Below are 20,849 nucleotides of genomic sequence, written 5' to 3'. Positions count from 1 at the left end.
TCCCTCTCCCTTAGTGTCTTAACATTTTCTAACCATTCTCTAATCAAATCTTAATTTAAGTCCACAAACAGCCACTAAACAGGTCATTTTTTTGTATCTTTTTAGTTATTGAGGCTTTATTTAAAAGGGCTTCGTGTAATTAATGGTTATATTTGCGACAATGCAATTAGTAAGATTTTTAAGAAAGTCGGCCATTAAAGGAACTTTGGGAATGCTGCTCATCACAGTATTCGCCATCAAATGCTGCGACCTTTTTATTGACTGCTATGTTGCATACAATAAGTCGGTATCGGTAAAAAATATTGCTGATAACAACGACGATAACCCTAACGATGAAAACCGCGACGTTAACGAGGATTGCTTTGAAAAGAGCGAGAAAAAACTTTACTCCTGTTTCGATTATGCCATCTCTTTTAAATCGCTTACCTGGGTAACTCCTTTGTCTGTTCACTGGTACGTTTACAGTTTCAGCATTTTTACAGAACCACTTAGGGTAGTACTTACCCCGCCTCCAAACCCCGCTTTAGTATAACACAATTATTATTGGCTTGCCCGGCGCTATTGGTTCCGGCATGGTGTGGTATGATTTGTGGCCTTGTGTAACTAAAATACAGGCACAAAACTACGTGCTGTTTCCGTGCGGATAATTCATCCTGATGCCAACTCCGGTAAGCCCTTTATCCACTATTTACTATTAGTTTTTTAACCTGTTTTTATGAAAAAAAATAAGCATGTAAATGCTATTACGCCCTGGCAAAGGCTGGTGCGTATACTACACTACGAACGTAATACCATTAATTACATTTTTATTTACGCCATACTCATCGGCTTAATTGGTTTAACGCTGCCATTGGGTACCACGGCGGTGTTCAACCTGCTCTCTAACGGTGCCATGTACAGCTCAACCTATATACTTATAGCCGTGGTGCTGATAGGCGTTGTTATAGGCGGCTCCCTTTTAATTGGCCAGCTTACGCTGGTTGAATTTTTGGAGCAGAAGATATTTACCAAGGCATCTATGGAATTCGCGTTCCGCTTGCCGCGTATTAAAAAAGAAGAACTGCACGGCGAGCACCCGCCCGAACTGGTGAACCGCTTTTTTGATATACTCACCATACAAAAAGGCTTAACCAAGTTACTGGTAGATATTGTGGCGGCATCGGTTCAAATATTCTTCAGCGCCATATTGCTTTCATTTTACCACCCGGTGTTTATGGTGGTGGGGCTTTTAGCCATTTTGGTGATCGCGGCTATTATACTGCTATACTACAGGCAGGGGGTAGAAACAAGTATTGACGAATCGGGCCATAAATATGAACTGGTAGCTTACCTGGAAGAAGTGGCCGGCGACCTTGATAAATATCGCGGTAACCCCGAGATGATGGATAACATTGTAAAAACTACCGACGAGATCACCTCAAAATACCTGGGTTCGCGTAACGATCATTTCAGCATATTAAAAAAATTCTTTTTGGGTTCGGTGGCGTTGCGTACCATATTGATGGGCGGCCTGTTGCTGCTGGGATCATACTTTGTGGTTGAGCGCGAAATGACGTTCGGCCAGTTCGTAGCGGCCGAGGTGATCATTGTACAGATCAGCTACGCGGTTGAAAAATTATTAACCAACATGAATACTGTTTTTGATATGGTTACCGGCAGCGAAAAGCTGGCAGTAGTAACTGATCTGGAATTGGAGGAGGCAAAATAACATGGCTAAGTCATCAAAAAACAATTTGCACAACCAACATATGGAAGATTTGGCTGTGCGCTCGAAAAATGAACTTATTAATGTTAATAGTTCGCGCATGCTGGGCCGTATCATGCTGATATGCCTTATTCTGTTCATTATTATACTGATGCTGCCCTGGAGGCAAACTATACCCGGCCGCGGTACGGTAACCGCTCTGCATCCAGAAGACAGACCGCAAACCGTGCAGAACCAAATAGGCGGCCGTATTGAACGCTGGGCTGTACGCGAGGGGCAGGAAGTTAAAAAGGGCGATACCATACTGGTGATCTCCGAAACCAGCCAGTCGTACTTTGACCCTGAACTGCCTTTGCGTTTGGATGAGCAACTGGAAGCCAAAAAAGGCAGCGAAGTAGCCGCCGTACAAAAAATGGATGCTACAACCGCGCAAATAAAAGCGCTTACAAGCGGCCTGCGTTTCCAGCTGTCATCAGCCGAAAACAAAGTGCAGCAATCAGAAAATTATGTAAAAATTGACAGTGCCGATTTGGTAGCGGTTCAAAACTTTTATGAAACCACTAAGGCCCGTTTAGCGCGTTACGAGTCTGGGTACAAAACAGGTTTGTTTTCCCTTACGGATATAGAAACCCGCAGGCTGAAATTGCAGGAAGATAACGCGAAGGTTATTGGTCAGCAAAATAAGCTGAACAACTCCAAACAGGCATTGCTTAACGCCCGTATCGATCTGGATAACATTAGGGCGAAATATCAGGAATCGCTGGCTAAGGCGCAGTCGGATATGAGTTCGGCGCTTTCGAGCAGGGCAAGCGTGCGCGGCGAAATCGCCAAGTTGCGTAACGATATTTCTAACATCTCCATCCGTCGCGGACTGTACATTGTGCGCGCGCCGCAGGATGGTTATGTAGTAAAAACGATGAAAGCCGGTATTGGCGAAAATATTAAAGAAGGCGAATCAATTGCCACCCTGCAACCCAAGAACCCGCAGGTAGCCGCCGAATTATATGTGAACGCGATGGATGTACCGCTGATACTGGATACCAGCGATGTGCGCCTGCAATTTGAGGGCTGGCCATCGGTACAGTTCTCGGGCTGGCCATCGGTAGCCGTGGGTACTTTTGGCGGTCAGGTATGGGCTATCGACCGCGTGAGCAGCAACGGCGGTAAATATCGTCTGCTGATAAAATCTGCCAATCCTGTACCTCAAAATGACGAGCCGTGGCCTGTACAGCTGCGCCAGGGTTCGGGGGTTTATGGGCGTATCATCCTGCGGTCGGTACCGCTATGGTACGAGATCTGGCGACAGTTGAATGGTTTCCCGCCGAGCCTGGAAAAAGAGCCATCGGAAAAGAGTACCGATGGAAAGAAAGGATAATTAAAAAATGAGTATGAAATTAATAAGATATTTAACTGCCATACTGATAGCAGTGATTCTGTTAAGGGTTGATGCGTATGCACAAACCGGGCAGGCGGCTGATACCGGTAGGGTATTCGAGCTTAAAGATCTGGAAGAGATAGTTTTTAAAAATCACCCCATAGTAAAACAGGCATCCTTGCTGAGCGATGCTGCCAAGGCTACTGTACTGCAATCGTTAGGGTATTTTGACCCGGCGCTGAAGGCTTCCTTCGGTCGTAAATTGTTTGGCAGTACCGAGTATTACAATAACTGGGGCAGCGAGCTTAAAGTGCCCCTATATATTGCCGGTGCCGATCTTAAAGTTGGTTACGACCGTAACGTAGGCACTTATACCAACCCCGAAACACGTACCAATACCGACGGACTTTCTGCCGTAGGCATTAGCATTCCGCTGGGGCAGGGCTTACTGATAGATGCCAGGCGAAGCACCCTTTGGCAAGCCAAAGCGATGGTAGCCTATGCCGAAGCCGACAAGGTGAAGCAAATAAACAGCGTTTGGTATGCAGCCGTTAAAGACTACTGGAACTGGTACTATACTTACCGTGAGTACACGCTGATAAAAGAAGGTGTTGACCTTGCCCTTAAAAGATTTGAAGCGGTAAGCCGCCAAACCCTCATGGGCGATAAACCGCCGATTGATTCGGTAGAGGCCAGCATTACCGTGCAGGATAGGCAGCTGCAACTGGCAAAAAGTACGGTAGAGATGCAGAACGCCATGCTGGTACTCTCCAACCATTTATGGAATGAGCAGGGTACGCCGCTCGAACTGCCCACGAATGCCGTGCCGCAACCGGTTAACGAGAATATTACCTTACCCGGTAATGCCGTGCTTGATACCTTGCTGGGCCAGGCCAGTCAGCAACACCCCGAACTGGTTAAGCTACGTGCAAAAGGCACCCAGCTGGATATTGAACGCCGTTACAGGCAGGAGGTTATGAAACCTAAGATCAATATCAGCGGATCGCTGATATCATCGCGCAGGAATTTTAACTCGTACGTACCCGATTATTACGATTTTAACTGGAGTAATTATAAGGTGGGTATTGAGTTTGCGTTTCCGCTGTTTTTACGTGCCGAACGAGGTAAACTCAGGGAAGTGAAAATTAAGCAGCAGCAATTAAATTACGATCTGCAACAATCGGGCAGGGAGATAGGTAACGATATTACCAAATCTTACAACAGCCTCACGGCCTATAAATCGCAGTTGAGTGTTCAGATACAAAGCATAAATAACCAACAGGTATTGCTTAGCGGCGAACTCCAAAAGTTCGACCTGGGCGAGAGTACCCTGTTCCTGATCAACAGCCGCGAGAGCAAGCTGATTGATATGAAGATAAAACGCGAAAGCATGATATCGGGCTACCAAAAGACCCTCGCCGAACTTTATTACAAGGCAGGAATACGCCAAAATCAGGCTAATTTATGATAGTATATATAAGTGGATAAAGAGGGGGCTGTCTTAATAGGCAGCCCTTTTTGCGTTTGGTGATATTATAAATTAGTGTTGTGGTGGTAATGAACTGATGTATATATGATATACATCAGCTATGCTGGAATGCTAAAGTGTTTATCGTATATAGTCGATTTAAGTTCTTCCAACTTTGAAAGAAGCATTTTTTTTACTTCTTCTTTTTGTGCTATTGTTAAATAACCGCTTTCCAAATCAAGTGCAGATGCTATAATTATTTCCAATGGTGCTTTATATGATCTGTCCTTTTGATATTCATGAAAATTGAAATCGACTTTTACTTTTCCAGCAACGCCTTTGCCTATCAAGTTAAACTTGTAAGTAGCGTGCATTCGCCAAACAATTAGATTTGGAAAATATTTACGTTCGTTTAAAAAGAAGGTAGTTTCAACCTTTTTCCCCCGAAAGATCAATTCTTCTTTATTGTCCATCCACGTTAACTCTTCAGGCAATGGAATACCGTTATCTGGACTAAATTCAAAAGAGCCAACATTTTCTCCTTCAAGTTCTACTGCGCGAGATTCATCAGAGTTATATAATTTCAAAAAAAATATGATTCTACCCTCGTTACTAAAATCATCGAAGCGAATTCGATGTTCTTGCTCAGTTTCTTTGATCATACCTAGCTGTTTGCAGCGTTTTTCAAAAAACGAAACGGATTTGTTTACTACAGTTTTTGTTTCATTTGATGTGAAAAATCTTTGAAATTTGACTTGGTTGTTTTCATGTTTTAGATTAATAATTGCCTTAAATTGAGATTTATGGTTAACCCAAGATTTATTATAGTTATTCCGTTCAATGATTATCTCAATATCTATTTCTTTGTCGCGCACAACTATTTTTGCTTGAGGTCGGCCAACAACCTTAAAATTATCACTTAGAAAAGCATTTTTAGGTGAGATTTGATCGATTAGATTGGGGAGAAACTCGTTATAAACAAAGTCTGTAATATTTGTAAAGCTATCATTTAAAGCAATTTTCCCAGAGCCTGCACTTTTTAAAGTATCCTCCTTAATTGTTTGCCTTTCAACTAATACATCGAATTCGGGTGGCGATAATATTAAGCATGATAATATAGATAATGTCCGATCCTTTTGGGAACGAGGGGTAATTATGCCTCGCTGACGTAATATTGCTTTAATATCAGCTTCAGAAACATAAGACTGATTCGCAAGATCGCGAATCATTTCTCCACTTGGTATAAAAGAAGTTGGATTGACTTTAGTATATGCCATTATCTAAATAATTTATCTTTAAAAGAACCTATGGTAACCTTATCCGCGAGATTGTCATCACGAAAATATTCTAATATTTTTCGAACATTATTTTCATTGCCATTTATGACATAATCAGGGAATAAGATATGAATTGCACCTGCAAATGCACCAGAAAGTTTATTTGCTAGTCCAACAAGTTTTTTTAAATCTTCTTCATTAAAAGGATCTATAGTGTATAATACTAGATTCTCTGAACCAGGTCGCGAATATTTCAACGGAATAATGCTTGAGTTGATGTATTCAACAGGGAGTAAAGAGCCACTTTTAATCTTGATATCTTCGCGATAATTTAATCCTGTTTCTATGTAAAGAAACTCCCAGCTTTGATAATTTGAATCAGCGTGTCCTAATATTTCCCACATAAACTCAGCTCTTTTTAGATCAACAAAATACGTTGCCTCAAATTGAAAGTCCTCCAGCCCTTCAATATTTGCTGTCGCAGTTTCTTTTAATAAATCTCGATTTTCTTCACTTGCGTCATTAGAAAACCATAACAGCACGCCGATTATGCTATCTGAATCAATAGGGTTTTCTAAGAACTGACCTAAAGCAGCATTCTTTTCATCGGATCGATTGTAACAATTACAAATATCAGATAACTCTGTTAAGAATGTTTTAAATTTTGAGTTCGGATATTTATCATAAGCACTTTTAGTCGCTTTGATCGAAACTACCGCGTTGACCAACCTGTGTTGAATTAGAGGGCAATTATAAAGCTTAAGATAATCAATTCCGTGTGTTTCCCGGTCAATATGTTTGGTTGAGTCATTGCAAGGAATTGATAAGCCACGTTGGCCATTGCTCCAACCTATTCTCTCTAGGAAACGATAACCTGCTTCTTCGCCTAGTTCACCTGTCCTTTTAGATATTTCACCCATGATAAGTATTTAGGAATAATAATCACACTAAGATAAATATTTTTCCAAATAAGGCAATCTTCATCTATATATTCTATAAATTATCTAAAAATATGCAATTAATCGCAACTATATTTTTCATCAAATTCACTATCTTCCACCATGCAGCACCAGGAATTTGAACCACCCCAGGAACTTCGGGATACCATAAAATGCTTTTGGTATAATACCCGGGATTTTGGGGATGAGCAATCTGATTTTGAGGTGGTGCCTGATGGTTATGCCGAAATTATTTTTTATTTCGGGAGCCTTCGTAGTATGTCTGCTGACGGGAGCCTGCAATCATTGCCGTCGCCATTTATGATAGGGCTACTCAATCAGCCTGTTACCTTTTATACGGAAAATCGCTTACAGGTCATCGGTGTAAGGTGCTTCCCCTGGACGGTGTTCGACCTGCTCGGGCTATCATCCGGAAAAGATGGCGTACGTATATTTGAACATCCCATAGCCCGGCTTCAACCGCAGTTAAATGAGTGTATCAGTAATGGTAAAACAGCCGACGCGCTGGCTTTGGTAAAGCAGTATTTTTTAGATGCGCGGTTACAGGTTGCAACCAGTAGCATGCTCGCCAGGGCGGGGGCAGCTATGCGGCAGGCAAATGGTACGCTGTCTGTAAGCCGGGTAGCCGAAGCGGCGCATGCCACAGTGCGTACACTGGAGCGTAACTTTAAGCAATCTTCGGGTTATTCGGTTAAAGATGTATCTGGCCTGATGCGTTTTGAGCAGGTACGCAACCGGTTATGGCATCAACCCAATGTTAACCTGGCGGGCCTGGCCCATGAACTGGGCTACACCGATCAATCGCACTTAAGCCGCGAATTTAAACGCTATACCGGCACTACCCCCGCGGCTTTCGCCCGGAAAGCGAAAGAACGGCAGTTTAATGTAAACGATTTTGTCGCGTTTGTACAAGCCTAACCTGATAGCATTCCCCAATTTTGTGTTGATAAACAACACAAAACGATGTTACTAAAAGATAAGAAAATAGTCATTATTGGTGCGGGCCCGGTAGGCCTCACCGTGGCAAGGTTACTACAGCAAAACGGTGTAAATGTAACCGTATACGAAAGGGACGAAAACCCGCAAACAAGAATATGGGGCGGCACGCTCGACCTGCATCAGGATTCGGGACAGAAAGCCCTTGAAAAGGCCGGATTGCTAAAAAACTACTATGCCACCGCCTTACCCATGGGGATAATTATTGCCGATGAACATGCCGAGATCTTATCTACCAGAAATATCACGCCCGAAAACCGGTACGACAACCCCGAGATCAACAGGAACGACCTAAGAAAAATACTGCTCGGCAGCCTGGCCGACGATACCGTGGTATGGAACAGCAAACATACCGGGCTGGAAGAGCACAACGGAAAATGGCTTTTGCATTTTGAGAACAAACCCGACGCGGTTGCCGATGTGGTGATTGGCGCGAGCGGGGGAATGTCGAAAGTAAGAGGTTATGTAACCGATACCGCGGTGGAAGAAACCGGAACCATTATTATACAGGGCGATGTTCCGCAACCTGAAACAAGGTGTCCCGAGTTTTACAAACTATGCGATGGTAAAAGGATAATGACCGCGCACCAGGGCAACCTGTTGGTGGCCAATCCATTCAATAACGGGGCTTTAACTTATGGCGTGATCTTCAAAAAACCGGAAGAATGGACTAATGGTGCTGGATTAAACTTTCAGGATAGGGATAGCGTTGTCGCGTTTCTTTCAGAAAGATTTTCCTCATGGGATGAGCGGTTTAAACAATTATTTCAGTCGACATTACTCTTTGTAGGCTTACCAACAAGGAAACTACCTGTGGATAAACCGTGGAAAACCAACCGCCCTCTACCCATAACACTTATTGGAGATGCCGCGCATTTAATGCCGCCTTTTGCAGGCAAGGGTGTAAATACCGGGTTAATGGACGCGCTGATTTTATCGGACAATCTTACCAACGGTAAATTTGATACCATACAAAGCGCTATTGAAGCTTACGAACAACAAATGTTTGTTTACGCGGGTGAGGCACAGCTGGAATCGAGCCAGAACGAATTAGAAATGCGTTCGCCCGACTTTACCTTTCAAAGGTTTTTCCCACAAACATAAACCTGCAATGCTGTTAACAAGGTTTACAACCAATGAGCCGTACAAGCAAGTTATTTGAGCCGTGGGCGAAATTTGATGAGGCGAACAACATCCATCTTTGTATTGTTAATTTATAAAAAACAGCAAATGACAACAATACAAAAAATACCTCTTGGCAATAATGGTCCGCTTGTTTCTAAACTTGGCTTAGGCTGCATGCGCATGTCGTCCGTTTGGGGCGGCCCGGTAAATGACGAAGCCGAAAGCATAGCAACTATACAGGCGGCTTTAGACAACGGTATCAACTTTCTGAACACCGGCGATTTTTATGGCGCAGGCCACAACGAACTGTTGGTAGGCAAAGCCATCAAGGGCAGGCGCGATGATGCCTTCATCAGTGTAAAATTCGGCGCTATATTTTACGGAGGCCAATGGCTTGGGTTAGATCTTAGGCCTATAGCCATCAAAAACTTCATCAACTACTCGCTGGTGCGTTTAGGTATTGACACCATTGACCTTTACCAGCCATGCCGCTTAGACAACAGCGTACCGGTAGAAGACGTGATAGGCACCGTTGCCGACCTGATAAAAGAAGGCAAGGTGCGTCACCTCGGCGTATCTGAAATTACGGCAGATCAGTTACGTAAAGCTAACAGCGTACACCCGGTAACCGCTTTAGAGATAGGTTATTCACTTGCCGATCGTCAAATTGAAGCCGACTTGCTGCCAACCGCTAAAGAGCTGGGCATAGGTGTAGTGGCTTTTGCCAATACAGCCGAAGGCTTGCTTACCGGCGAAATGAAAGCCCCGCTTGCCGCGAATGATTATCATAGCCATTTCTCGCGTTTTCAGGGAGATAACCTGGTGAAAAACCTCGAAAAAGTGGAAGTGTTAAAGCAAATAGCTAAAGACAAAGGCCTAACCCCAACACAGCTGGCTATTGCCTGGGTGAACGCGCAAGGCGATCATATTATGCCATTGGTGAGCATGAGCCGCAGATCGCGCTTGCCGGAGAATACTCAGGCCATGGATATTGTGCTTACAGCCGAAGAACTGGATGTACTTAATACTACTTTTGCACCGGGCGCTATACTTGGCAGCACATACCTGCAACGCTAAGCAATTGGGGCTTGCATAAAGCCCCAACTGTTTTGTTATCTTTATAACAGATGATCAATCCAACTGAAATAATTCCGGGGGTGATATTTTACTCTTATCTATCGGCTATGCGGAAAGATAAGGTGGCATTTTTGGAGCACAACACGCTGGTAATGCAGGTTTCGGGGCGCTTTACGTTAGAAACCGCCAGCGAAAAGATCTCGATGGAACGGGGTGAAATGCTACTGATCCGGAAAAATCAATTGGGAGAACTTACCAAAGTGCCGCTCGAAGGCGAAGACTATCAAACCATTGTTATTTGCCTGAAAGAAGACCTGCTGAGGCAGATCGCCCTGGAAGAGCAAATAGAAATAGGGCATAAGTATACCGGCGCGCCAAACATTCTTATCCCGGGGAACGATTTTTTGCGTGGCTTTTTCCAGTCGGTGCTCCCGTATGTGCATCACCCGGATGAAAAGATAACGCAAACGGTGGGCATGCTCAAAGTAAAAGAAGCCGTACAACTGCTACTGCACACCATGCCGGAGTTAAAAGATCTGCTGTTTGATTTTTCGGAACCTTATAAAATGGATCTGGAAAAATTCATGCTCAGTAATTTCCATTTCAATGTACCGGTCGAAAAATTCGCGCAACTTACAGGCAGAAGCCTCGCGGCGTTTAAGCGCGATTTTCAAAAAGCCTTCGGTATGGCACCCCGGCATTGGCTGCAAGAAAAACGGCTTACGGAAGCCCGGCACCTGATAGAAAACCGGCACCGCAAGCCATCATCCATTTACCTTGATCTGGGTTTTGAAAGCCTGTCGCATTTTTCGCACTCTTTTAAAAAGAAGTTTGGCAAAACACCTACCGAATGGGTATAAAAGGGCAGCCTGTTATTAAGGTAGCAACTGTTCTGTTTTAGTAAGAAATTTTTCTACCGCCTCTTTAATATCTATCCCTGATCTTTCTGCCAAAACGATGAGCCACCAAATGTTCTCGCCTAATTTATGTTCCAGCTCATCCGCGGATTTGGCTTTAGGCCAGCGTTGTTGCTGCGACATGATATTCCGGCCAACTAAGCCGGCATCGGTAAGGTAAGCTAAAGCATCTTCCTCTACCGTCCATTCGGTACCGTGGTGCTGCACTTCCAATTCATGGTATTTCTCCCTCAACGCCAAAGAACGGCGGACGATCTCTTCAAAATTATTTATTCTCATTTCGTGTTTATTAGTGTACCAGATTAGCCTTTACAAAAGCTATTTTATCATCCTTAAAAGTAAAATCAAATGTACCGCCAATTTTTCTTTCCGGGAAATCGCCCGTAAACTCTACTTCGAGGTGAGCATGCTCATCATTATTAATTATAAACTTCACCAGTTTGGTTTGTGTACGGTAACCGATAAAATAACTTACAAAGTAATCTTTAATGCCGGTGTGTCCTGTAAATTTCCTCCCTACAGAAGGATCATTCAAAACCGCGTCGACCAGATAAAAACTCAGGTATTTTTCAACATCGTATTGATTGCCTGTGCTTAACCAGGCCCCTATAAACTTTGTGATCGCTGTATTTTTCATTTAACAAAACTGGATAAATTTACAGGAACGAGGTTCGCCAAAACAGCGATATGTGTTGCCGTTTTGACGACGGTCAAGGTTTTTGATCACAACCTGCGGTGATAATTTAGGCCGCTGCCTCAATGGTTGTAAATATATTTGTAAAAAGATAGTAGCATTCTCTTATCGCGACATTGAATTTCATATATTTTTAATAGCTTACAGCTTATTAATCCCCTAAAAATTTATATGGAACAACGCGCATGCACTATAGAGATTGCCGAAGCGAATAACACTCGTTTTGAGCAGGAAGTGTACAATTTTTTGCGCGTGTGGGTCCATAATCATGAGGATGAAACGCTGTTGCAGTTTGATCAACCGCTGGATGAATATTTAGCCAATGACGCGCTGCGCGATTTTTTTCTTAATACGCAGCATCCCATTCAAAAATTATTACAGAACCGTTCCATCGCTTCTCACCTGGGCAGGCGCGCCCGCAACGTATATTTTGATCCCATAACCGGCGATCCATTACTGGCCCGTACCGAGCAGCGCATCTATAACCTGGCACGCCGTATGGATAGCGAGCAAATGCATATCCCATTTCGCTCGGTGCACCCTAATAAACAAACCGAAGCGGGCGATATCGCGGATATCAGCACCTATCCTGAAGAATCAGAGATCCGCTACAACAGCGGTAACCACTTTACCAGTCGCCCGGCCAACGGGAATGTTTTTGATGAGAACAGTAAACGCTGCACGGCAAAATCAGAAGGCAACCTGCACGTATTTTTTAAACGTGGCTTTTTAGAAGACCGCTTACAAGATGTAAAGGAACTTACCGCCGCGATGCATGAGGCAGGTGAAACCCGGACGCAATTTTTTGTGATATATAGCAGGCATTCGCAGCAGGAGGGACATTTCGGAGCCTCTCTGGTAATTATGGATTCTGCCAATCCCGATTTCCCGCAACGTGTTATGGTTTGCGATACCTTGTTAAAAGAACTGCCGCAGCACCCGCGCTGGTGGAACCATTTTATTGCAGAATATTCGAACGTTTTTGGTGACGCGATAGTAGAGATTGTAGAAGATCTTTCGCACCCGCTGCAAAAGGTAAACATTAAAGGCGATAACCCTTACCGGCACGACTGGGACTGCCCTTACTATGCAGCCAGCATGGCTGATGCCCTGGCCGATCTGGTAAAACTCCACCCACAGCTCATACTAACCGGAAGCGCGCACGATATTCATAACGCTATGAAAGATACCATGCCCGATTATTACCAGCCTGGCTATGAAATTAAAGACAGACCGGGCATCCAACAAGCCAACCGCCTAAAACGATGGAAAAGCGGCCGTGAAGTAATTAAAGACCTGGCAGCAGAGAATAGCAGGAAATCGTCTTTTGAGTTTTAGGTGGTGTGCTTAAATAGCCTTCTTCTGTATTTAGCAGATTGTAAATGGCTACAGATGTGAGGCTATTATAGTTTCTTCCAATCTATGTAATCGTTATGGTCAAATGACATAAATACATTATCAGGATTATACAGATGTGGTTCTTTAGTGAAACCAAGTTTTTTTAAGTAATTCAAATAATTTGAATGATTTGTAAAGCTTATGACGGTATCCTGTTTGGGCCTGATTACAAACCATGCTTCTCTGGCATCCTGATAATCAACGATTGTATTTATGCTGTGAACAAAAATCAAGGAATCGGTTACGTATATGCCTTCGGTTCCCGGGATGGTTGGAGCAATACTATTGGTATCCGCTGTAGCTACTATCCAGTCTCGGGGAGTTACCCCTGTCGTCGCCTCATAAGGCTTAATTAAAGGAATACGAGACATATCAAATTCTCCTTTGTTCGTGTAAAAGCTGTCTAAAGATTGAAGCTTTTTATCCGGCTCATTACAAGCGATTACAAATAGTGAAAATATTATAAAAATCGCTTTTTTCATTATTGTTCCAATTTCAGAGGTTCGACTAACTGTCAATCGTTAATCTCCTAAGTTATAATATATAAATCCAAATATAACCCGGCGGCATCTATTGATGTGATCGGTTGAGCTGTTTCCAATCCAGGGTGTCCCTGTTATAAAAACATTGAAAAGCTTCATTCATACTATACATCTTTATGTTTTTTATTTGGAGTGATAGTACGTATTTCATAAACTCTTGCCGACTTTTAAATTCTTTATATACTTTAATTTTCGGAACAAGAACGAACCATCCTTCATTAATTTGCTGGCCTTCAATAAGTGTCTTTTGAGCATGAATTATCACAACTGAATCTATAACATTAATGTGTTTAGCACCCGGTATGGATACGGCACTGGCTGTAGAGTCTTCCTGATTCTGCACGTACCAACCAGTATCGTCAGATATGGAAAGTGCTTCGTAAGGCTTAATAAGCGGGAATCGAATTAGGTCAAAATCGCTCTTTTCTGTATAGAATGGATCAGCATTTTTTAATCTTTCATCTTGATTATCACATGCCAACAGCGAAAGCATCCCTAATATCAATAAAATACCTTTTTTCATCGTCTGAGAGTTCTATTGTTCGAATAAATTAATTCTATTCTTTCGATACTATGATATTTTTATCAGCGCCGCAAGGTGTTTTACAAGCGGACCATAATTTAAGTTTTTACCTTAAATACCCCAACAAAAAAGTCTCAGATTTTGCAATCCAAGACTTTTTCTGTTTTATATAAAATGATGCGGTAATTATACCTGTCAAAATCTATTTCACACGTTCCACATATTCACCTGTGCGGGTATCTACTTTAATTTTATCACCCTGATTTACAAAAAGTGGAACTTTTATTTCCACACCATTTTCGGTGGTTGCGTTTTTAAGCGCGCCCGAAGATGTATCGCCTTTAACGGCTGGCTCGGTATAGGTAATTTCAAGCTCAACATGGTTTGGCGCTGTTGCCATAATAGGCTCTTCGCTCTCGAAAGATACGATAACGTTCATGCCCTCTTTCAGGAATTTAACCGCCGGACCGAACAATGCTTTCGGAATGTTATGCTGATCGTAAGTAGTGTTATCCATGATCACCATGTAATCGCCTTCTTCGTATAAATATTGAAAGTCGTTGGTTTCTACACGGCAGATCTCTACCTGCTCGTCGGTAGCCAAACGGGCCTCCACAATTTTGCCTGTTTTAATATTACGAAACTTATCTAAATAGAACGCTCCGCCCTTACCTGGTGTACGATGTAAAACTTCGGTAACCGTTACCAATTCGCCGTTGTAACGTAATATGTTACCTACTTTAATTTCAGATGCCTTTGCCATAAAATATGGTTGTAAATTTTTTGAGCCCAAAGATAGATTAAGTTATGATAACCTTGGTCTAAATTTTTATAGTGGTGATTTATAGTGCTAAAAGATCTGTTGCCAAATAGTGGTGCGGAGATAACTCCGACCAAAGGCAGAATGTAGGTATTCGGACGGTTTATTAATTCCCTCCTTGGGGAGGGGTGCGTTGGGAACTGCGGTGGCAGGGAGGGGTTTATACTTCCTCTTATTAAAAGAAAACCATGATGAAACCCCTCCCTACACCCTCCCAGGGGAGGAAATCGCACGTCCCCACTTCTTGTTTCTTCCAAAAAATGCACGGGAACACTCTGACCACAGGCTGAAATGTAAGTATTAGTAACAAAGGCTTAATTCCCTCCCTGGGGAGGGGTGCGTTGGGAACAGCGGTGGCAGGGAGGGGTTTATACGTCTTTTTATTAAAAGAAAACCACGATGAAACCCCTCCCTACACCCCCGAGGGGAGGGAATCGCACATCCCCCTACTTTTATTATTATTTCTGAACACCAACTATAGGTTAAATAATTAATTAAAAAAACACCATCTCCACATGGTATTAATGTTTTGTTATGTTTTTTTTAAGCGGACGAAGTTTTATTTGCTGCCGTACCAATTATTTGGCCGGTTGCCTTTAATGCCGGCGTAACTATTACCTGCTTTATGAAAAACACTACTGTAATGCCGCCATAGCGGTAATGATGCTGCTTTGCGGCTCCTTTTAAAACGACCAATCAATTACATCTTAAAACCGAATTATGAAAAAAATCAATTTTTTACTTGTGGCTGGTCTGTGCCTTTTGGTGATGGCCTGTTCAAAGAAAGACATCCGCCAGTCCGAACTTCAATCGCCGGGCAGCCAGGTTAAACGCACCAACGCTTCGCCGGTGGGCGATGTGGTAGGCAAAATTGTGGTAGGCTACCAGGGCTGGTTCGCGGCCATTGGCGACGGCTCGCCCATTAATATATGGTGGCACTGGGCCGATCCCAACAACCAAACACCTACTACGGGTAGTATCCGCATAAAATCGTGGCCGGATGTGCGCGAGTACAGCACTACTTACGCTACCTCGCTGCCTAATTTGGGCAACGGGCAGCAGGCGCGCTTGTTCTCCAACTATAACGACCAAACTGTTAACACCCACTTTTTATGGATGCAGCAAAACAACATCGACTGTGCCGCGTTGCAGCGCTTTAACCCCACAGGCGGCGAAGGCCCCATCCGCGACGTGGTGACCGCCAAGGTAAAAACAGCCGCCGAAACCTATGGCCGCAAGTTTTACATTATGTACGATGTTACCGGGTGGACCAACATGCAATCGGAAATTAAAACCGACTGGACAAATAAAATGTCGGCCTACACCTCATCGTCGGCCTATGCCAAACAAAACGGCAAACCGGTGGTGTGTATATGGGGTTTCGGGTTTAATGACCCGGGCCGGCCATTTACCGCCGCGCAATGTTTAGATGTGGTGAACTGGTTTAAGGCACAGGGCTGCTATGTTATCGGTGGGGTTCCGCGCGAATGGCGTACGGGTGTTGATGGCTCAAGGCCGGGCTTTATCGGTGTTTATCATGCCTTTAATATGCTGTCGCCATGGTTAATTGGGGCGGTAGGTAACGTAGGTGATGCCGATAATATTTATAATAACCACATGGTGAGCGATCAGGCCGATTGCAATGCCAACGGTATAGATTATCAGCCATGCGTATTACCCGGCGATTTACAGGAACACCAGCGCGTGCACGGCGACCTCATGTGGCGCATGTTTTATAATGCAGTTAGGGTGGGCGCGCAGTCTATTTATATCTCCATGTACGATGAGTATAACGAGGGTAATCAGATAGCCAAGACCGCCGAAAGCGCCGCCTTTAAACCCGCCGGAACAAATTTTGTTACGCTCGACGAAGATGGCACTGCCTGCTCTGCTGATTACTACCTGCGCCTCACCGGCGATGGTGGCCGGATGCTGAAAGGGCAGATCGCCTTAACAGCTACCCGACCTACCCAACCCATAGTTGGCGGTGGAGGTACGGTGCCCATAGGGCAGGTGGTTACGCTTAAAGGCAGCAATAACCAGTATGTGAGTAGCGAGAATGGTACGCAGGCCATGAATTGTAACCGCCCCGCGGTTGGTGGTTGGGAACAGTTTACGGTAGTGAACGCGGGCAGCGGTAAAGTAGCCCTGCTTAACTCGGGCAAGTATGTAAGCAGCGAGAATGGTACGCAAGCCATCAACTGTAACCGTACCGCTATTGGTCCGTGGGAACAGTTCGACTGGGTAAACAATGGCGATGGCACCATCTCCCTGCGTGGCAATAATGGCAGATACCTATCGGGCGAGAACGGCTCGCAAGCCATGACCTGTAACCGCACCACCATTGGCGCTACCGAAAAATTCAGAGTGAACCAATAAGCATAGCAGCAGGTAATTGGTATAGGAGCCGCTCTGTAATGGGGCGGCTTTTTTTGTCGTGTCAATTGCGAGGTGCGAAGCAATCTCCTTGCATTCTGTACACCTTTTTTGTTAAGCGGACTATTTTTCCGTCAGCAAACAGCTTCGGGAGAAAACGGGCAGAACTGTGGAGGCTACGAGCGCAAAGGCGGGCATAGCGAACTTGTTGCATGTGTGGTGGAAAACGAGCGGTGGGGCAAAAGTTCCAGCCCTAAGTTCTGTTCGTTTTGCAGGGTAAGGCCTTGTGCGGCAAAGAAGCCTTTTGCTGGACAAGGGTTTTGTTACTTTTGCCCTCAAAAGTAATGGGGCACTGCACCCAAGAGCAGACTACCGTAAATTACAGCACAACCTAAGTAGAACAATAGTTTACTTTACGCTGTAATCCGCTTCAACTCCTCTTTAACCTTGTTGAACCAAACACGGCCGCTTTTCTTTTCAACGGCGCTAAGGTGGGGCACTTCGTTAAGTATCTCTATGAATACATCGGCGGCATCTTCTTCGCGCTCGTTACGTATCAGGAAGAGGCCGTACTGGTACCGCTGTTCAAAATTGCTGTAACGGCCTTTCATTGCCCTGAATTCTTTTTCGGCAGTGGCAACGTCGCCGGTATGTTCCAATGCTATGGCGTAAAGAATATGCGCGCGCGATTGCGGAAATTTTGATGAGCCACGAATTTTAGCCGCCAATTGTATCACCTCGGGGTAACGCTCCTGCTCGCTGTAAGCCACCATCAGCTGGCTCAACACATGTTCGTTATCGGCAAAGGCTCCGGTAAGGCTGCCCTCGTAAATGGCAATAGCTTTTTCAGTTTGTTTGGCGGCCAAATAGGCATCGGCCAGTTGTATCTTATTGGCGAAGGTGTCGGTAAACTTCAGGTTGTCTTCCAGTTTTTTGATCTTACTGCCGGGGTTCAGTATTTCGCCTACGTTCACCTTTGGTGCACTCACACGGCGCGATGGCAACATTTCGTTGAAAATATATACCAGGCAGCCCACAACAGGTAAAAATACAATGATCCAGATCCATTTGCTTTGTGTACCCCGCTTGTATGAATGAAACGCGCAAATTGCCTGTAAACCTATAATGATGTAATAGTAATAGCCTTGTTCGAAAAACATTATGTGACAGTTGTTACCCAAAAGTAATGATTTACAGGAATATTGTTGAAGCGATTATTGTATTGAGGATTATAAACATAAGAGTTGTGACCCCTTAAAAAATCTACCCACAGCAGATAATACGTTTTTCGTCTGTTATGATAAGTATGAAATCCGGGGATTTAAGATTGGATAGTGTAAGATTGTCTGTTCATAATCAATAATTTATATGAAATCGTCATTGCGGGAATTTTAAATCTTTTTGGACTTTGAATGTAAAATGACGATGGCTAACAATCCCTCTCTACTGTCATGCTGAGGAACGAAGCATCTGCTCTGCAAATCGGGCAGAACTTAGGGCTGGAACTTTTGCCCCTCCACGCAATCCATACCCACATGCAACAAGTTCCTATGCCCGTCTTTGCGCTCCAGGCCACCACAGTTCTGCCCGTTTTCGCCCGAAGCTGTTTGCTGACGGAAAAGAGAGCTACAACCCCTTCATCACTTTCACCAGCATATCGGCAATAACCTGATAACCAATGTCCGACGGATGCAGACCGTCATAAGTAAAAGCTACGGCATCTAAGGGATAAGGGTATTCATCAGTTTGCGGGTTGAAGGAGATATTGGGATAATCGGGGTAGGTGTAGTTACGGTACTGACCGGTTTGCGGGTCTTTTAGGTATTTGTATTTCACCAGTTTGTTTACCACCATGCCGCTTTTATTGTACAGGTCAATCACTTTAAAATGTTCGTGTTTACCAATGGCGTTAATTGCCGTCACAAACTGCGCCAGTGTTTGCCCGTTCTTTTCTTTGTATGATCCCCATGCGTTGTTATTTTTATCGGCGATGTACACAAAATCGGTACGTTGCATTGGGGTGATCAGGATGATCTTAGCATCAGGGTTTAAGCCGCGCAGTTTATCGACGATCACCCTGAACGCGCCACTGGTGGTGCCCGTGCCGGTATTGTCGGTATAATCTTTAATGGTGCCCACTTTTTGGCCCGACCACCAATCGTTAGTCCCTAAAAATATGGTATAAACATCGGCTTTGGTGATGCCCAGTTTTTCAATTTCGTTGGCAATGCCAATGCTTGTCCACCCGTTATGGCCCTGGTTGGTAAAGTGAATATTGGGGAGCTGCTCGGTAACGCGGGTCATATAACCTTTGGTAACCCGGTTACCCGTTTCGTTCAAATGATCGTTCAGGTAAGTAATAGAGTCGCCGATAGCTACCCAAGTGATCTCTTTTTTCGGGGTAAAAGCGCTGATGATTAAAGCGGCAACAGCCAGCAACCATAATTTTCTCATAGGGATAAGCTTTTTATTTACAGATGATTAGCCAACCAGCCACTTACTTTTTGGCAGGTATGATAATATTTTAATGATAACGTAAGTGGTAATGAAGGTACACACAGCCACAAGCGGTACTTTAATGGCGGCGCTATCAAAATGTGCATCCAGCAGGGAATGATAAAAGTTGAGTACCATAATATGGGCAAGGTAAACACCATAACTTTTGGCAGATACATCAAGCAGCAGTTTGCCAAATGCGGAAGTTGGATTGCTTAGCTTTACGTTTTTGATCAGCAGGAAAGCCCCGGCGCTCATCATGGCTACGTTAATGGTTTCAAAACCCCAGGTAAGTTCAAGCGTCATTACAAACTTTTCGGTAGGCAGGCGGTGTAAAAAACCGTAAACCGTAATACCGTAACCCAGCAGCAGCAACGCGATGCCGAGTGTATAGTTCCAGGCCTTAGGCTCGCTATGGAAGCGTTTAATGTAAACAGCTAATACCACATAACCTAAAAAGCCCGAGAAGTAATATAGCATTGGCGTGTGGTTCCAGAAAGCTTCGCCCCAAATTTCGGGGAATATTAAATGGATATAAGGTAAACTGAAAGCTATTGCCCAAAGCACCAGGTAAAACTCCATATTCTTTTTACTCGCGCTTTGTATCCAAGGTGATAGTATAGGCGCGAAAAGGTATAAACCCAGCAGCATGTATACAAACCATAGGTGGCCTATCTCTACACCATAGTTCACGGGGATATCGAGGATATTAATTAGCGCTGTTTTTATATCCGCCGCCCCCATAAAATATTGATAAAAGGCATACAGCACACACCATATAGCAAAAGGTATGGCTACCCGGCTAAAGCGCTTTTTAAAAAAGGTATTCACATCATTCACCGGGAACAGGAAGAAGCCCGAGATCATTACAAACAGCGGCACACAAATGCGGCAAAGCGAGTTTAACCACCCCACCCAGACCGCATCGGCGGTGTTTAAAACGGCAGCCTCGGGGCCTATGTAATAAAATTCGCCGGAGTGCACCTGTATCACCATATAGCAGGCAATTACACGTAGTACATCCAAACCATAATTGCGGGCGGGTTTAACAGTAGTCATGCAGTAGTTTATAATATTTGAGCGATCAAGTTATTTAAATTT

The 20,849-nt window shown here is 44.1% G+C and carries 20 protein-coding genes; 10 read left to right on the top strand and 10 right to left on the bottom strand.

The features are described 5' to 3' along the window. Positions 1 to 160: 160 nt before the first annotated feature. The 4 genes from ABD894_RS25455 (at position 161) to ABD894_RS25440 (ending at position 4,548) form a co-directional block, all read left to right on the top strand. Entirely contained in the window at positions 161 to 532 is a 372-nt protein-coding gene (locus ABD894_RS25455; RefSeq protein WP_345213917.1) for a hypothetical protein, read from the top strand. Positions 533 to 715: 183 nt separating this feature from the next. Then, the gene (locus tag ABD894_RS25450; RefSeq protein WP_345213916.1) at positions 716 to 1,708 is read left to right on the top strand and encodes an ABC transporter transmembrane domain-containing protein; all 993 of its coding nucleotides are present in this window, start codon (positions 716 to 718) and stop codon (positions 1,706 to 1,708) included. Between the two features lies 1 nt (position 1,709). Next, positions 1,710 to 3,080, top strand: a complete 1,371-nt coding sequence (locus ABD894_RS25445; RefSeq protein ID WP_345213915.1) for an HlyD family secretion protein — start codon at positions 1,710 to 1,712, stop codon at positions 3,078 to 3,080. Positions 3,081 to 3,093: 13 nt separating this feature from the next. Then, positions 3,094 to 4,548 carry a TolC family protein gene (locus ABD894_RS25440; RefSeq protein ID WP_345213914.1) on the top strand — a complete coding sequence of 485 codons (1,455 nt, stop codon included), beginning with the start codon at positions 3,094 to 3,096 and terminating at the stop codon, positions 4,546 to 4,548. Between the two features lie 119 nt (positions 4,549 to 4,667). Here ABD894_RS25440 and ABD894_RS25435 read toward each other — a convergent pair whose 3' ends face one another. Both ABD894_RS25435 and gapS4a read right to left on the bottom strand, forming a co-directional pair. Continuing rightward, entirely contained in the window at positions 4,668 to 5,825 is a 1,158-nt protein-coding gene (locus ABD894_RS25435; RefSeq protein ID WP_345213913.1) for a hypothetical protein, read from the bottom strand. Beyond that, the gene (gene gapS4a, locus ABD894_RS25430) at positions 5,825 to 6,745 is read right to left on the bottom strand and encodes a GapS4a family protein (protein WP_345213912.1); all 921 of its coding nucleotides are present in this window, start codon (positions 6,743 to 6,745) and stop codon (positions 5,825 to 5,827) included. Before gapS4a ends, ABD894_RS25435 begins: the two co-directional genes overlap by 1 nt. Positions 6,746 to 6,886: 141 nt before the next feature. Here gapS4a and ABD894_RS25425 point away from each other — a divergent pair, with 141 nt between their 5' ends. The 4 genes from ABD894_RS25425 (at position 6,887) to ABD894_RS25410 (ending at position 10,842) form a co-directional block, all read left to right on the top strand. Next, positions 6,887 to 7,702 (top strand): helix-turn-helix domain-containing protein, encoded by an 816-nt coding sequence (locus ABD894_RS25425; protein WP_345213911.1) that lies wholly within the window; start codon positions 6,887 to 6,889, stop codon positions 7,700 to 7,702. 45 nt (positions 7,703 to 7,747) lie between these two features. Beyond that, on the top strand, positions 7,748 to 8,884 hold the full coding sequence (locus tag ABD894_RS25420) for an FAD-dependent oxidoreductase (RefSeq protein ID WP_345213910.1): 1,137 nt from the start codon (positions 7,748 to 7,750) through the stop codon (positions 8,882 to 8,884). A 126-nt stretch (positions 8,885 to 9,010) separates the two neighbouring features. Further along, positions 9,011 to 9,982 carry an aldo/keto reductase gene (locus ABD894_RS25415; RefSeq protein WP_345213909.1) on the top strand — a complete coding sequence of 324 codons (972 nt, stop codon included), beginning with the start codon at positions 9,011 to 9,013 and terminating at the stop codon, positions 9,980 to 9,982. Positions 9,983 to 10,032: 50 nt separating this feature from the next. Further along, positions 10,033 to 10,842 carry a helix-turn-helix domain-containing protein gene (locus ABD894_RS25410; protein WP_345213908.1) on the top strand — a complete coding sequence of 270 codons (810 nt, stop codon included), beginning with the start codon at positions 10,033 to 10,035 and terminating at the stop codon, positions 10,840 to 10,842. 15 nt (positions 10,843 to 10,857) lie between these two features. Here ABD894_RS25410 and ABD894_RS25405 read toward each other — a convergent pair whose 3' ends face one another. Both ABD894_RS25405 and ABD894_RS25400 read right to left on the bottom strand, forming a co-directional pair. Beyond that, on the bottom strand, positions 10,858 to 11,178 hold the full coding sequence (locus ABD894_RS25405) for a nucleoside triphosphate pyrophosphohydrolase family protein (RefSeq protein ID WP_345213907.1): 321 nt from the start codon (positions 11,176 to 11,178) through the stop codon (positions 10,858 to 10,860). A gap of 10 nt (positions 11,179 to 11,188) precedes the next feature. Beyond that, positions 11,189 to 11,536: a nuclear transport factor 2 family protein gene (locus ABD894_RS25400; protein WP_345213906.1), complete on the bottom strand. Its 348-nt coding sequence runs from the start codon at positions 11,534 to 11,536 to the stop codon at positions 11,189 to 11,191. 228 nt (positions 11,537 to 11,764) lie between these two features. Here ABD894_RS25400 and ABD894_RS25395 point away from each other — a divergent pair, with 228 nt between their 5' ends. Further along, complete coding sequence (locus tag ABD894_RS25395) at positions 11,765 to 12,931, top strand: hypothetical protein (protein ID WP_345213905.1); 1,167 nt, start codon at positions 11,765 to 11,767, stop codon at positions 12,929 to 12,931. A gap of 65 nt (positions 12,932 to 12,996) precedes the next feature. Here ABD894_RS25395 and ABD894_RS25390 read toward each other — a convergent pair whose 3' ends face one another. From ABD894_RS25390 to efp, 3 genes are all read right to left on the bottom strand, one after another. Beyond that, a complete protein-coding gene (locus tag ABD894_RS25390) occupies positions 12,997 to 13,473 on the bottom strand; it encodes a hypothetical protein (RefSeq protein WP_345213904.1) in 477 nt (158 codons plus the stop codon). Positions 13,474 to 13,561: 88 nt separating this feature from the next. Continuing rightward, positions 13,562 to 14,056, bottom strand: coding sequence for a hypothetical protein (locus tag ABD894_RS25385; RefSeq protein WP_345213903.1), 495 nt, complete (start codon positions 14,054 to 14,056; stop codon positions 13,562 to 13,564). 202 nt (positions 14,057 to 14,258) lie between these two features. Next, positions 14,259 to 14,819 carry an elongation factor P gene (gene efp, locus ABD894_RS25380; RefSeq protein ID WP_345213902.1) on the bottom strand — a complete coding sequence of 187 codons (561 nt, stop codon included), beginning with the start codon at positions 14,817 to 14,819 and terminating at the stop codon, positions 14,259 to 14,261. Between the two features lie 777 nt (positions 14,820 to 15,596). Between efp and ABD894_RS25375 the strand changes: the two genes are divergently transcribed. Then, positions 15,597 to 17,255 carry a hypothetical protein gene (locus tag ABD894_RS25375; RefSeq protein WP_345213901.1) on the top strand — a complete coding sequence of 553 codons (1,659 nt, stop codon included), beginning with the start codon at positions 15,597 to 15,599 and terminating at the stop codon, positions 17,253 to 17,255. 410 nt (positions 17,256 to 17,665) lie between these two features. Here ABD894_RS25375 and ABD894_RS25370 read toward each other — a convergent pair whose 3' ends face one another. From ABD894_RS25370 to ABD894_RS25360, 3 genes are all read right to left on the bottom strand, one after another. Beyond that, on the bottom strand, positions 17,666 to 18,412 hold the full coding sequence (locus ABD894_RS25370; protein WP_345213900.1) for a PLDc N-terminal domain-containing protein: 747 nt from the start codon (positions 18,410 to 18,412) through the stop codon (positions 17,666 to 17,668). 466 nt (positions 18,413 to 18,878) lie between these two features. Next, complete coding sequence (locus tag ABD894_RS25365) at positions 18,879 to 19,706, bottom strand: SGNH/GDSL hydrolase family protein (RefSeq protein WP_345213899.1); 828 nt, start codon at positions 19,704 to 19,706, stop codon at positions 18,879 to 18,881. 27 nt (positions 19,707 to 19,733) lie between these two features. Continuing rightward, on the bottom strand, positions 19,734 to 20,807 hold the full coding sequence (locus ABD894_RS25360) for an acyltransferase (RefSeq protein WP_345213898.1): 1,074 nt from the start codon (positions 20,805 to 20,807) through the stop codon (positions 19,734 to 19,736). Positions 20,808 to 20,849: the final 42 nt, after the last annotated feature.

Source organism: Mucilaginibacter gynuensis, assembly GCF_039541195.1.
Taxonomy (GTDB): Bacteria; Bacteroidota; Bacteroidia; order Sphingobacteriales; family Sphingobacteriaceae; genus Mucilaginibacter; species Mucilaginibacter gynuensis.
This window is presented reverse-complemented; position numbering and strand designations above follow the sequence as displayed.

Excerpts from the sequence above, each read along its gene's own strand:
- ABD894_RS25455 (WP_345213917.1), top strand. The coding sequence starts at position 161 with ATGCAATTAGTAAGATTTTTAAGAAAGTCGGCCATTAAAGGAACTTTG.
- ABD894_RS25450 (WP_345213916.1), top strand. The coding sequence starts at position 716 with ATGAAAAAAAATAAGCATGTAAATGCTATTACGCCCTGGCAAAGGCTG.
- ABD894_RS25445 (WP_345213915.1), top strand. The coding sequence starts at position 1,710 with ATGGCTAAGTCATCAAAAAACAATTTGCACAACCAACATATGGAAGAT.
- ABD894_RS25440 (WP_345213914.1), top strand. The coding sequence starts at position 3,094 with ATGAAATTAATAAGATATTTAACTGCCATACTGATAGCAGTGATTCTG.
- ABD894_RS25435 (WP_345213913.1), bottom strand. The coding sequence starts at position 5,825 with ATGGCATATACTAAAGTCAATCCAACTTCTTTTATACCAAGTGGAGAA.
- gapS4a (WP_345213912.1), bottom strand. The coding sequence starts at position 6,745 with ATGGGTGAAATATCTAAAAGGACAGGTGAACTAGGCGAAGAAGCAGGT.
- ABD894_RS25425 (WP_345213911.1), top strand. The coding sequence starts at position 6,887 with ATGCAGCACCAGGAATTTGAACCACCCCAGGAACTTCGGGATACCATA.
- ABD894_RS25420 (WP_345213910.1), top strand. The coding sequence starts at position 7,748 with ATGTTACTAAAAGATAAGAAAATAGTCATTATTGGTGCGGGCCCGGTA.
- ABD894_RS25415 (WP_345213909.1), top strand. The coding sequence starts at position 9,011 with ATGACAACAATACAAAAAATACCTCTTGGCAATAATGGTCCGCTTGTT.
- ABD894_RS25410 (WP_345213908.1), top strand. The coding sequence starts at position 10,033 with ATGATCAATCCAACTGAAATAATTCCGGGGGTGATATTTTACTCTTAT.
- ABD894_RS25405 (WP_345213907.1), bottom strand. The coding sequence starts at position 11,178 with ATGAGAATAAATAATTTTGAAGAGATCGTCCGCCGTTCTTTGGCGTTG.
- ABD894_RS25400 (WP_345213906.1), bottom strand. The coding sequence starts at position 11,536 with ATGAAAAATACAGCGATCACAAAGTTTATAGGGGCCTGGTTAAGCACA.
- ABD894_RS25395 (WP_345213905.1), top strand. The coding sequence starts at position 11,765 with ATGGAACAACGCGCATGCACTATAGAGATTGCCGAAGCGAATAACACT.
- ABD894_RS25390 (WP_345213904.1), bottom strand. The coding sequence starts at position 13,473 with ATGAAAAAAGCGATTTTTATAATATTTTCACTATTTGTAATCGCTTGT.
- ABD894_RS25385 (WP_345213903.1), bottom strand. The coding sequence starts at position 14,056 with ATGAAAAAAGGTATTTTATTGATATTAGGGATGCTTTCGCTGTTGGCA.
- efp (WP_345213902.1), bottom strand. The coding sequence starts at position 14,819 with ATGGCAAAGGCATCTGAAATTAAAGTAGGTAACATATTACGTTACAAC.
- ABD894_RS25375 (WP_345213901.1), top strand. The coding sequence starts at position 15,597 with ATGAAAAAAATCAATTTTTTACTTGTGGCTGGTCTGTGCCTTTTGGTG.
- ABD894_RS25370 (WP_345213900.1), bottom strand. The coding sequence starts at position 18,412 with ATGTTTTTCGAACAAGGCTATTACTATTACATCATTATAGGTTTACAG.
- ABD894_RS25365 (WP_345213899.1), bottom strand. The coding sequence starts at position 19,706 with ATGAGAAAATTATGGTTGCTGGCTGTTGCCGCTTTAATCATCAGCGCT.
- ABD894_RS25360 (WP_345213898.1), bottom strand. The coding sequence starts at position 20,807 with ATGACTACTGTTAAACCCGCCCGCAATTATGGTTTGGATGTACTACGT.